General features: G+C 66.5%; 11 protein-coding genes. 8 read left to right on the top strand and 3 right to left on the bottom strand.

The window, feature by feature from the left end:
- Positions 1-153: 153 nt before the first annotated feature.
- Positions 154-1,023 carry a branched-chain amino acid aminotransferase gene (locus ACH107_RS24680; RefSeq protein WP_412508184.1) on the bottom strand — a complete coding sequence of 290 codons (870 nt, stop codon included), beginning with the start codon at positions 1,021-1,023 and terminating at the stop codon, positions 154-156.
- A gap of 170 nt (positions 1,024-1,193) precedes the next feature.
- On the opposite strand from ACH107_RS24680, the gene ACH107_RS24675 reads away from it, so the two are divergent.
- Positions 1,194-1,691, top strand: a complete 498-nt coding sequence (locus ACH107_RS24675) for a MarR family winged helix-turn-helix transcriptional regulator (RefSeq protein WP_412508182.1) — start codon at positions 1,194-1,196, stop codon at positions 1,689-1,691.
- Positions 1,688-2,389: a response regulator gene (locus tag ACH107_RS24670; RefSeq protein WP_412508180.1), complete on the top strand. Its 702-nt coding sequence runs from the start codon at positions 1,688-1,690 to the stop codon at positions 2,387-2,389. Before ACH107_RS24675 ends, ACH107_RS24670 begins: the two co-directional genes overlap by 4 nt.
- Here the strand turns inward: ACH107_RS24670 and ACH107_RS24665 are convergent.
- Both ACH107_RS24665 and ACH107_RS24660 read right to left on the bottom strand, forming a co-directional pair.
- A complete protein-coding gene (locus tag ACH107_RS24665) occupies positions 2,368-2,805 on the bottom strand; it encodes a GtrA family protein (RefSeq protein ID WP_412508178.1) in 438 nt (145 codons plus the stop codon). The genes ACH107_RS24670 and ACH107_RS24665 overlap by 22 nt on opposite strands.
- A 13-nt stretch (positions 2,806-2,818) precedes the next feature.
- Entirely contained in the window at positions 2,819-3,832 is a 1,014-nt protein-coding gene (locus ACH107_RS24660; protein WP_412508176.1) for a glycosyltransferase family 2 protein, read from the bottom strand.
- 213 nt (positions 3,833-4,045) lie between these two features.
- On the opposite strand from ACH107_RS24660, the gene ACH107_RS24655 reads away from it, so the two are divergent.
- The 6 genes from ACH107_RS24655 to leuB all read left to right on the top strand — a co-directional run.
- On the top strand, positions 4,046-5,848 hold the full coding sequence (locus ACH107_RS24655; protein ID WP_412508174.1) for a hypothetical protein: 1,803 nt from the start codon (positions 4,046-4,048) through the stop codon (positions 5,846-5,848).
- 246 nt (positions 5,849-6,094) lie between these two features.
- Positions 6,095-7,498, top strand: coding sequence for a 3-isopropylmalate dehydratase large subunit (leuC, locus tag ACH107_RS24650; protein ID WP_412508172.1), 1,404 nt, complete (start codon positions 6,095-6,097; stop codon positions 7,496-7,498).
- Positions 7,498-8,103: a 3-isopropylmalate dehydratase small subunit gene (gene leuD / locus ACH107_RS24645; RefSeq protein WP_412508170.1), complete on the top strand. Its 606-nt coding sequence runs from the start codon at positions 7,498-7,500 to the stop codon at positions 8,101-8,103. The genes leuC and leuD overlap by 1 nt, the downstream gene beginning before the upstream one ends.
- 368 nt (positions 8,104-8,471) lie before the next feature.
- Positions 8,472-9,311: a hypothetical protein gene (locus tag ACH107_RS24640; protein ID WP_412508169.1), complete on the top strand. Its 840-nt coding sequence runs from the start codon at positions 8,472-8,474 to the stop codon at positions 9,309-9,311.
- Entirely contained in the window at positions 9,308-10,384 is a 1,077-nt protein-coding gene (locus ACH107_RS24635) for an endonuclease/exonuclease/phosphatase family protein (protein WP_412508186.1), read from the top strand. Before ACH107_RS24640 ends, ACH107_RS24635 begins: the two co-directional genes overlap by 4 nt.
- A 114-nt stretch (positions 10,385-10,498) precedes the next feature.
- On the top strand, positions 10,499-11,647 hold a 1,149-nt coding region (gene leuB, locus ACH107_RS24630; RefSeq protein WP_412508167.1), incomplete at its 3' end, for a 3-isopropylmalate dehydrogenase.

Raw genomic sequence — 11,647 nt, 5'->3', positions numbered from 1 at the left:
ACAGGGGCGTCGCCCCCGATCGTATCGGGATGGTGCCCAATGCCTGCGATCCCGCCCGGTTCAGACCGCTTGCGCGGGACGAGGGGCTGATGCGGCGGCGCGGGCGGGCCGCCGCGGTGCCGGGGCGGGCCGGGGCAACTACCACGTGGGATGTCAGCTGCGCACCATTTTCTCGTAGCTCTCGGCGATGTCGCGCGTCAGCGCGCCGACCTCGAAGTTGTAGTCGCCGATCTGCCCGACCGGCGTGACCTCGGCCGCCGTGCCGGTCAGCCAGCATTGTTCGAAGCCTTCCAGTTCTTCGGGCATGATATGGCGTTCATGCACCTTGACCTTGCGATCCTTGAGCATGTCGATCACCGTCTGCCGCGTGATGCCGTTCAGGAAGCAATCGGGTGTCGGGGTGTGCACGTCGCCGTCCTTGACGAAAAAGATGTTGGCGCCGGTGGCTTCGGCCACGTAGCCGCGGTAGTCAAACATCATGGCATCCGAGCAGCCCTTGGCCTCGGCCGCGTGCTTGGACAGGGTGCAGATCATGTAGAGCCCCGCCGCCTTGGCGTGACAGGGGATCGTTTCGGGGCTGGGGCGTTTCCACTTGGAGATGTCGAGCTTGGCCCCCTTCATCTTGGCATCGCCGTAATAGGCGCCCCACTCCCACGCCGCGATGGCCAGCCGCACCGGGTTGCGCGCGCTCGCCACGCCCATGTCCTCGCCCGCGCCGCGCCATGCGACGGCGCGCACGTAGGCGTCGGAGAACCCGTTGGCCGCCAGCACCTCGGCCTTGGCGGCCTCGATCTGGTCCACGGTGAAGGGGATCTCGAAATCCAGCTCGCCGGCCGAGTAGTGGAGCCGCTCGGAATGGTCGCGGCTCCGGAATATCGTGCCGCCGTAGGCGCGTTCCCCTTCGAAGACCGAGCTGGCATAGTGCAGCGCATGGGTCAGGATGTGTACATTGGCCTCGCGCCAGTCGATCATGGTGCCGTCCATCCAGATCTTGCCGTCGCGGTCATCATAGCCAGCCATCATGTCACTCCTTCTTGTGGTCTGTGGCCATTTGTGATTGTTGCGTGGAATACGTCCGGTGCGGACATAAAATTACGCAAAAACTGCGATTCGCTACCAGTCCGCTCTTGGAATGTCAATAAAGCTGACATATCCTGACCACCGGAAGAAAAGGTCTTGGACGGAACGGGAAAATGCCGGAAAGACAGGGTGGCGAAAACCTGCTTTTTCTAACCGATGAGCAGTTGCGCCAGGGGATCGAGGCGATGTTCTTTGCCTACAGGGGCTTCACCGCCGATCCCGACAGGATACTCGCGACGATGGCATATGGCCGGGCGCATCACCGGGCGCTGCATTTCATCGCGCGGCGGCCGGGCACCACGGTCAACAATCTCATGGAGATCCTCGGGGTGACCAAGCAGTCGTTGAACAGGGTGCTGCGCACGCTGGTGGAGGACGGGCTGGTCGAAAGCCGCGTCGGCCGGTCGGACAAGCGCGAACGCAACCTCTTCCTGACGGAGGAGGGCGCGGCGCTGGAACGTCGCCTGGGCGATGCGCAGCGTGCCCGCATGCGTGCAGCCTATCGCGCGGCCGGGCCGGAGGCCGTGGCGGGCTTCCGCGAAGTTCTGGAGGCGATGATGGATCCCGAGATGCGCCGACAATACCACGTGATACGGGAGCACGGTGAATGACCGAACCTGTGCCGCATCTGCTGATCGTGGATGACGACGAACGAATCCGCGCGTTGCTGTGCCGGTACTTGCTGCGCAACGGCTTTCTGGTGACGGTGGCGCGTGATGCCGCCCACGCGCGGCGGATGCTCGCGGGGCTGGAATTCGACCTCATCGTGATGGACGTGATGATGCCCGGCGAGGACGGTGTGGAGTTGACCCGCGACCTACGTCTTCGGATGGACACGCCCGTTCTCTTGCTGACCGCGCGCGGGGAAACCGAGAACCGGATCGAGGGCCTCGAAGCGGGGGCGGATGATTATCTGGCCAAGCCGTTCGAGCCCAAGGAACTCCTGTTGCGGATCAACGCCATCCTGCGCCGGATGCCCGAGGCGCAGCCCGAGGGCGCGGCGCCGAAGCTGCTGCACATGGGCAAGGTGCGCTACGATATCGACCGGGCGGAACTGATCCGCGATGACGCGCCGGTGCGCCTGACGGCGACCGAGGTGCAGCTGATGCGGATCTTCGCGGAGAACCTGCGCGAACCGGTGAGCCGTGCCAAGCTGGTCGAGGATCTTGGCCGCGACAGGGGACAGGCACAGGAACGCGCGGTCGACGTTCAGATCACGCGGCTGCGGCGCAAGATCGAGGATGACCCGAAACAGCCGCGATACCTTCAGACGGTGCGCGGCGAGGGCTACATGCTGGCGCCGGATTGAGCGGCGCGGCGCGCGCGCCGCGACGGGCCCGGCGCTCCGAAAACCAGACGCCGCGCCGCCAGATAGTTCACCACCAGCGCCACGGCGGACCCGCAGGCCAGGGCCAGCACGGCATTGAGCGCCCCGGGCGACATCAGCCAGACCGCGCATGCGTAGACGGCATAGTTCACGGCCGCGCCCGTCCCCTGCACCCCGAGATACCTGGCGTATTCGCGCAGCACGCCTGACGGGCGGTGGCCGCGGAAAGTCCAGTGCCGGTTGCCCAGCCACGTGGCGGTGACGGCCAGCGCGAAGCTGAGCAGACGCATGAGATAAGGGTCGCCGCCCAGCGTCATGAACAGCGCAAGCCCCCCGGCGTCGATGGCGAAGCCGATGCCGCCGACCACGGTGAAGCGCGCGAATTGCTGCCCGGCCATGCCTGTCATCGCCTCAGCCGGCCCGATCGACGCCCGGGCGCGGCTGAAGCCGGCTGAGCACGCCGGGAACCGACAGGTAGCGCATTCGCTTGGTTTCCTGCCGGCCGCGCGTGACCGTATCGAGGATCAGCCCCGCCACCCCCAGCAGGAAGGCAAGGATCATGATGCTGGCCGACAGGACGGCCGTTGGCAGGCGCGGGACGAGGCCGGTGGCGAAATACTCGGTGAAGACAGGCCAGGCGAGGCCCAGCGACAGCAGCGCGAAGGCCACGGCCAGCCCGCCGAAGACGGGCAGCGGACGTTCCTGTTTCAGAAGCTTGCTGATGGTCGACAGGATGCGCAGCCCGTCGCGGATGCTGTTCAGCTTGCTCTCGGAGCCTTCGGCGCGGTCCTTGAACCGGCCCGGCACTTCGCCCGTGGGCATGTCGAGTTCGAGGGAATGCACGGTCAGTTCCGTCTCGATCTCGAAGCCGCGCGCCATCATCGGGAATGTCTTGACAAAGCGGCGCGAGAAGACGCGGTAGCCCGACAGCATGTCGCTTGTCCCGCGCCCGAATATCGTTCCCACGAGCCCCGACAGGACGCGATTGCCGAGCGCGTGTCCCGGGCGGTAGGCCGTGTCGCTACCAGCCACGCGCACCCCGTTCACGAGGTCGAGACCGTCGGCCACCATGTGCCCGACCATTTCGGGCGCGCGGCTGGCGTCGTAGGTGTCATCCCCGTCGACCATGACATAGATATCGGCCTCGATATCGGCGAACATGCGGCGTACGACATGCCCCTTGCCCTGTCGCGGCTCGCGGCGAACGATGGCCCCCGCCGCGCGGGCGACGGCAGCCGTGTTGTCGGACGAATTGTTGTCATAGACGTATATCCGCGCGTCCGGCAGCGCGGCGCGGAAGTCGCGCACCACGGTACCGATCGCCGCGGCCTCGTTGTGGCAGGGGATCAGCACGGCGATTTCCAGCGCGTCGATGCCGGATTGCGCGTCGGTCGTCTGGAACGCTGCGGGAAAGATGACGCTCATTGCGGTTTCCTTGCTGCCGGCCCGGGATGCAGGGCGTTGCCCGCGATAGAAGAGGGTAAAACCGGCCAAAATATGACACCTTCGGGGTAATGGCGTGCGGGCGCGGCCGGCCCGCCCCCGGACGCCGCAATTCCGCCCGGGGCGCGTCATCAAGGCGCCGGGTTGGCATGGTGAGAGGGGCGCGAAGGCGTGAAAGACGCGGGTGAGGCAGGCATGATATCGAAACGGGAAACGGACGCGGAGCAGCGGCTTTTCCGGATCATCTTGACGATGGCGATGGTTCTGGTGACGGGCAAGGCGCTGGTGCTCGGCACGGCGCCGCTCGATACGCTGGCGGTTTCGGACAATGACGACATCATGCGTTTCCTGTCGGTGCGGGGCTGGCTGAACGGTCAGGGCTGGTACGACATGGTGCAGCCGCGCATGGTGCCGCCCGAGGGGCTGGATCTGCACTGGTCTCGCTACGTGGACCTGGGCATCGCGTTATTCATCTGGCCGCTGGCGCAGGTGGTACCCCTGACGGTGGCCGAACAGGTGGCGCTCGTTGCATGGCCGACGCTGCTCTACCTCGTGCTGGTCGCCATGACCGGGCTGGCCGGGCGGCGCCTGTTGGGCCCGATCGGCGGGCTGGCCGCGGTGATGGCGGTGCTGCTGTGGCCGCCGACGGGGCAGGCCTATTTCATGCCGGCACGGCTGGACCATCATAACGTGCAGATCTTGCTGACGACGGCAATGGTGCTGACCCTGCTCTTGCCGGGGCGCCCGGCCCGGATGGGGGCGCTTGGCGGATTGGCCGGTGCCGGGTCGCTGGCGGTGGGGCTGGAAGCGTTGCCGACGGTCGCCCTCGCCGGGCTGGTCACGGTGGCATGGACGGTGCTGGCCCGCCCCGGCGCGGCCCGGCGGATGATGGGCTTCAGCCTGACGCTGGCGGGGGCGGGGGCGCTGCTGTTTGCCGGGCAGGTGCCGCCGGCCGACTGGGGCCGCCTGCAATGCGATGAGCTGTCACCGCCCTACCTCGCGCTGGCGGGCATGGGGGCGCTGGTATGCGCGCTGGTGGCGCTGATCCTGCCGAGGCTGTCGAATGTCGCGGCGCGTGCCGGGGTGACCGTGGCGCTTGCCGGGGTCGGAGTGTGGGGGGTGATGCCGTTGATCGGCCCGTGCCTTTCCGGTCCGTACGGGGAGCTGCCGGAGGCGGTGCAGACGCTGATCACCACCCGGATCACCGAGGCGCGCCCGGCGCTCGGCCCCTTGCTGGCCGGGGATGGCATGGCCTTCCGTTTCGTTTTTCCCGCTTTCGGCGGTGTCGCGCTGGCCAGCCTGCTGTGGCTGTCCGGCGTGATGCGTCGCACGCTGGCCGCCGAGGTGGCACGGCCGGTCGGTGTGCTGTTGCTGATAGGCTGGCTGGGCGTGATCGGCAGCCTGTTCCAGATCCGTCTGGTTCTGATGGGGGCGGCCGCGATCCCTTTGCTGACCGGCTTTGCCCTGTCCCGGCTGTGGCACATCCGGCAGGCGGGCCGGGGCACGGCGGCGGCGCCCGCGCTTCTGGCGGCACTGGCGCTGACGCTCATGGCGCCGGCGCTGCACGGCCTGCTGTCTTCGGGCGCCCGAAAACAGGCGAGCGCGGCCGGCCGGGCGGCCATGGTCAACGCGGATAGCTGCCGCGAGGCTGATATCCTGCGTACGCTTGCGGATTTGTCGCCCGGTGTGATCCTCAGCCCCAGTAACCTTGGCCCGCCATTGCTGCTGACGACGCCGCATGACGTGCTGGCCGGGCCTTATCACCGCAGCGCGGCGGCAATGGCGGATGGCGCGTTGCCCTTCGACGGGGGCGAAAGCGAATTGCGTGCCGCGCTGCGACGGACCGGCGCCGATTACCTTCTGCTATGCCGCGACGCGGCCTATGGCGACGGCACCTCCTTTGCCACGAAACTGGCCGGGGGTGCCCGGGCGCCGGGCCTGCAGCCCGTCACGGCCGGGGTTGACCCGGCCTTGGTGATGCTTCGCGTGACGCGATGACCCGGCCCCAGGGCGTGCCGCCGCGGGTGATTTCCTTACCCGGCGGATTGCTTGCCTGACCGGCCGCCCTTGATAGCGGGCGGTCGGTACTGTATTTGCAATGCATGATCCGTATTTTCGACATGGATGACCGCGCGCGCCTGCCCTGGCGCTTTTTCGGCGCGAGGATGACGGTGCTGGCCCGGCTATGAGTGCCGGCCATTCCTGTTGAGCTTTCAGACCACACCGCCAAACGGGAGAGGACCCATGTCCCCCAAGACACTCTATGACAAAATCTGGGATGCGCATCTCGTGCACGAGGCCGAGGACGGCACATCCCTTCTCTATATCGATCGGCACCTCGTGCACGAAGTCACCAGCCCGCAGGCCTTCGAGGGGCTGCGAATGGCCGGGCGCTCGGTGCGCAAGCCGGAAAACACCATCGCCGTGCCGGACCACAACGTGCCCACGACACCCGACCGCGTGCAGGGCATCAAGAACGAGGAAAGCCGCATCCAGGTCGAGGCGCTGGATACCAATGCCCGCGATTTCGGGATCAATTACTACCCGGTCAACGATGTCCGTCAGGGCATCGTGCATATCGTCGGCCCCGAACAGGGCTGGACCTTGCCGGGCATGACCGTGGTCTGCGGCGACAGCCACACGGCGACGCACGGCGCGTTCGGCGCGCTGGCCCACGGCATCGGCACCTCCGAGGTGGAGCACGTCCTGGCCACGCAGACGCTGATCCAGACCAAGTCGAAGAACATGAAGGTCGAGATCACCGGCCAGCTGGCCCCGGGGGTCACGGCCAAGGACATCACCCTGTCGATCATCGGCCATACCGGGACCGCCGGCGGGACCGGCTACGTGATCGAATATTGCGGCGAGGCGATCCGATCGCTCAGCATGGAAGGGCGGATGACCGTCTGCAACATGGCGATCGAGGGCGGCGCGCGCGCCGGTCTGATCGCGCCTGACGAGACCACGTTCGAGTATATCAAGGGCCGTCCCCACGCGCCCAAGGGTGCGCAATGGGAAGCCGCCATGAACTGGTGGAGAACGCTGCAATCCGACGATGACGCGCATTGGGACAAGGTCGTGACGATCCGGGGCGAGGACATCGCGCCGGTAGTGACATGGGGCACCAGCCCCGAGGACGTCCTGCCGATCACCGCCGCCGTGCCGTCGCCCGACGAGTTCGAGGGCGGCAAGGTGAGCGCCGCCTCGCGGGCGCTGGAATACATGGGGCTGGAGGCGGGCAAGCCGCTCAGCGATATCGAGATCGACACGGTGTTCATCGGGTCCTGCACGAATGGCCGGATCGAGGACCTGCGCGCCGCCGCCGAGATCCTGAAGGGCAAGAAGATCAAGGACGGGCTGCGCGCCATGGTGGTGCCGGGCTCGGGCCTCGTGCGCGCCCAGGCCGAGGAGGAGGGGCTCGCCGACATCTTCCAGGATGCGGGGTTCGAGTGGCGGCTGGCGGGGTGCTCCATGTGCCTTGCGATGAACCCCGACCAGCTGGCCCCGGGCGAGCGCTGCGCCGCCACGTCCAACCGCAACTTCGAGGGCCGCCAGGGCCGCGGCGGGCGCACCCACCTGATGAGCCCGCAAATGGCCGCCGCCGCGGCGGTGACCGGCCGGCTGACCGATGTGCGGGAGATGATGTGATGGAAAAGTTCGAAAAACTCAGCGGTATCGCCGCGCCGCTGCCGCTGATCAATGTCGATACCGACATGATCATCCCCAAGCAGTTCCTGAAGACGATCAAGCGGTCGGGGCTGGGCGTCAATCTTTTTGACGAGATGCGCTACGACGACGACGGCAACGAGATTCCGGACTTCGTACTGAACAAGCCGCAATACCGCGAGGCCGAGATCCTCGTGGCCGGCGAGAATTTCGGCTGCGGGTCGAGCCGCGAGCACGCGCCGTGGGCGATCAAGGATTTCGGGATAAGGTGCGTCATCGCGCCGAGCTTTGCCGACATCTTCTTCAACAACTGCTTCAAGAACGGCATCTTGCCCATCGCGCTGCCGCAGGTACAGGTGGACGTGCTGATGGCCGATGCCGAGAAGGGCGCCAACGCGCGCATCGAGGTGGATCTCGAGGCGCAGACGGTGACCACCTCGGACGGCGAGGTGATCCGGTTCGACGTGGACCCGTTCAAGAAGCATTGCCTGCTGGAAGGGCTGGACGATATCGGCCTGACCATGGAAAAGGCTTCGGCGATCGACGCGTTCGAAGCCGGGGCCAGCGCGTCGCGCCCGTGGGTCTGAGCGGCGGGCGCGGATCCGCGTTACCGGGCGTGGCCGCGCGGCCGGCCACGTCATGATTCCACGGCGTATGCCTTTTCCCGGATCGGGGGCGCGTTGATCGCCTTGTATACCAGTCGGCCCGCGCCACCACATGTGGTGGCGCGCCCGATCGTCGCCAAAATCTAGTGCCAATTTTGATGCATTCAGGCACCACCGCCACCATCGAATCGCCGTAAACCTTTGGTCCCGTTAACGGGATGCTTGAGCCAAGGACCGAAAAAAGGCAAAAATCGGACAATAATGAGGCAGGTCGTCGTTATCGGCGGCGTCAAGTTGGAACAATGGGGCGGCATCGCACCGCGCCAGGCCAGGTTGAAGGGAAACAGGCAGTGTTTTCACAGGTCACGGGCGCGCTGTTGCGCGCGGTTTGTATCGCGTTGCTCATCGCAATGCCGTCCTTGATGCTGCCCGAAATCCCGGCAGACACCGCGCAGGTGGTCATCATCATGGCGATCCTTGCCGGCGTCCTGATTTTCATCGAGTACCACGGCCGCTATCCGAGCATCATCGAGTTCCGGTTCGCCCCGCCGTTCAACCGTCTGAAGTTTGCCGGGCTTGCCCTGATCGTCCTTCTGCTATCGATCATTTGCCGGGGGCAGGCGGACCCGACCGCGTTGACCGGGATCATCGAGACACTCGGTACCAAGCTGGGCTTGGCGATCGACTTTCCTTACTCGCCCGTCCGCCTTGTCCTGCTGATGATGCCGCCCGAGGCGTCTGGCGAAACCATCTGGCTGGTGCGCACGGCCGCCGGGATCTCCTACATGGTTTCCCTTCTGACGATGTTCATTTTCCTGACATACGTGCGCCTGCTGGGATGGCCCGCGCGCAACGGGGCTTTCAATGTCTGGATCAACCTGCCGCTTTTCGATCCGACGGGCGGTGGCGATGTCCTGCACAGGCTCAAGCGGGATGCCGCTCTTAACGTCGTGTTAGGGGCTTTGCTGCCATTCCTGATACCGGCGGTGGTAAGCGCTGCCTCGGATTTCGTGGACCCGATCAACATCACGAGTCCGCAGACCCTTATCTGGACGATGAGCGCATGGGCCTTTCTACCAGCAAGCATGTTGATGCGCGGGATCGCGATGAGCCGCATCGCCGAGATGATCGAGGAAAAGCGCCGGCGTGCCTACGCCAACGCGCAGGAGCAGAACTTGCAGCGCGTCTGACAGCGCTGGCCGTTGCCTTTCTCCTGGCCTGCGCGCCGGGCAGGGCGGACACCCTGCGTATCGCCACCTTCAATGCAGAGCTTGACCGCGACGGGCCGGGCCTGCTGCTGCGCGATATCCGCGACGGCGATGATCCGCAGGTGACCGCGGTGGCCGATGTGGTCGCCCGCGTCGCGCCGGACATACTGGTTTTGCAGAACGTGGATTACGATCACGGGCTTGTTGCCTTGCGGGCGTTGCGCGACCGCGTGGCTCGGGATGGCCCGCGCTACGCGCAGGTCTTTGCGCTGGCCCCGAATGCGGGCGTGGCCACCGGTCTTGACATGGATGGCGACGGCCGTCGCGGCCGGCGAAGCGACAAGCAGAGCTTCGGCGCGTTCGCCGGGCAGGGGGGCATGGCCCTGTTGTCACGCTGGCCCGTGGCACGCGATCAGGTGAGGGATTTCTCCGGAATGCTGTGGCGTGATCTGCCGGGGGCGATCATGCCGGCAAGGCAGGACGGCACCCCGTTCCCGTCCAGGCGGGCGGCGGCCCGCCAGCGCCTGTCCAGCGTCGGGCACTGGGTGGTTCCCCTCGACCTGCCCGGCGGGATCTTCCACGTCCTTGCGTTTCACGCGGCGCCGCCCGTCTTCGACGGCCCGGAAGACCGCAATGGCCGGCGCAACCATGACGAACTCCGCTTCTGGCCCCTGTTCCTTGACGGGCGCTTTGGCCCGGCACCCGAGGGCCGCTTCGTGCTCGCCGGCGCTGCCAATATCGATCCTGTCGACGGCGAGGGGCGAAAGGCGGGCATTCGCGGCCTGCTGGCGCATCCGCGCCTCCAGGACCCGTTGCCCCGGCGGCCCGCGCCCGTGCCCGCGCAGCCCGAACAGGCGGGCGATCCGGCCCTCGATACGGTGCACTGGCCGCCGCCGGGGCCGGGCCTGTTCCGGGTGGATTACCTGCTGCCGTCGTCGGACCTGCGCGTGATCGACGCGGGCATCCACTGGCCGCCACGCGGCACGCCGGCGGGGGACGTGGCCGCGCAGGCCAGCCGGCACCGGATGGTCTGGGTGGATATCGCCGTGCCGTGACGCGCCCCGCGGCCCGGTTGCCGCGGGCCGGCGCCGGCGTGCTTTCTTGACCAGCACCGGGCATCGGGATAGGCGGTTGCCACCCCTGAATACCGCAGCGAAGGAACCGCGACCATGACCAACCCTTCCCTTCTTATCCTGCCCGGCGACGGAATCGGCCCCGAAGTGATGGCCGAGGTCCGCAAGGTGATCGATTGGTTCGGCACCGCGCGCGGTCTGGTTTTCGACGTGGCCGAGGATCTTGTGGGCGGGGCGGCCTATGACGCGCACGGCACGCCTTTGCACGATGACACGATGGCCCGCGCACAGGAGGTCGACGCGGTCTTGCTCGGTGCCGTCGGCGGGCCTAAATATGATGAGCTGGATTTCAGCGTGAAACCCGAGCGCGGTCTGCTGCGCCTGCGCAAGGAGATGGACCTTTTCGCCAACCTGCGCCCCGCGCAGTGTTTCGATGCGCTGGCCGACTTCTCGTCGCTGAAGCGCGACGTGGTTGCCGGGCTCGACATCATGATCGTGCGCGAACTGACCAGCGGCATCTATTTTGGGGAGCCGCGCGGCATTTTCGAGGAAGGCAACGAGCGCGTGGGTATCAACACCCAACGCTATACCGAATCCGAGATCGACCGCGTGGCGCGCTCGGCCTTCGACCTTGCCCGGAAGCGCTCGGGCAAGGTGTGTTCGATGGAAAAGGCCAACGTGATGGAATCGGGCATCCTCTGGCGCGAAGTCGTGCAGAAAGTCCACGATGACGATTATCCGGATGTCGAGCTGTCGCACATGTATGCCGATGCGGGCGCGATGCAGCTTTGCCGCTGGCCCAAGCAGTTCGACGTGATCGTGACCGACAACCTGTTCGGCGACCTGCTGTCGGACGCGGCGGCGATGTTGACGGGCAGCCTTGGCATGCTGCCGTCGGCCTCGCTCGGGGCGCCGATGGCCAATGGCCGCCCGAAGGCGCTCTACGAGCCGGTGCACGGCTCGGCCCCCGACATCGCCGGGCAGGGCAAGGCCAACCCGATCGCCTGTATCCTGAGCTTCGCGATGGCGCTGCGGTATTCCTTCGACAAGGGGGAGGATGCCACGCGCCTCGAAAAGGCCGTTGAACAGGTTCTGGCCGACGGTTTGCGGACAGCGGACCTGCTGGGCGAGGACGGCGTGACGCCGGTGACGATGCCGATGCCGTTCTGCAGAACCTGCGATTCGATCGCACCACTGGCCCCGGAGAAATCATCGGTGAGCGGCAGAACGTCCCACAGGCTGCTT

It is taken from the genome of Roseovarius halophilus (ex Wu et al. 2025), assembly GCF_047086965.1.
This window is presented reverse-complemented; position numbering and strand designations above follow the sequence as displayed.

Bases quoted from the DNA above. Each gene is read 5' to 3' on its own strand.
- ACH107_RS24680 (WP_412508184.1), bottom strand. From the start codon at position 1,023: ATGATGGCTGGCTATGATGACCGCGACGGCAAGATCTGGATGGACGGC.
- ACH107_RS24675 (WP_412508182.1), top strand. From the start codon at position 1,194: ATGCCGGAAAGACAGGGTGGCGAAAACCTGCTTTTTCTAACCGATGAG.
- ACH107_RS24670 (WP_412508180.1), top strand. From the start codon at position 1,688: ATGACCGAACCTGTGCCGCATCTGCTGATCGTGGATGACGACGAACGA.
- ACH107_RS24665 (WP_412508178.1), bottom strand. From the start codon at position 2,805: ATGGCCGGGCAGCAATTCGCGCGCTTCACCGTGGTCGGCGGCATCGGC.
- ACH107_RS24660 (WP_412508176.1), bottom strand. From the start codon at position 3,832: ATGAGCGTCATCTTTCCCGCAGCGTTCCAGACGACCGACGCGCAATCC.
- ACH107_RS24655 (WP_412508174.1), top strand. From the start codon at position 4,046: ATGATATCGAAACGGGAAACGGACGCGGAGCAGCGGCTTTTCCGGATC.
- leuC (WP_412508172.1), top strand. From the start codon at position 6,095: ATGTCCCCCAAGACACTCTATGACAAAATCTGGGATGCGCATCTCGTG.
- leuD (WP_412508170.1), top strand. From the start codon at position 7,498: ATGGAAAAGTTCGAAAAACTCAGCGGTATCGCCGCGCCGCTGCCGCTG.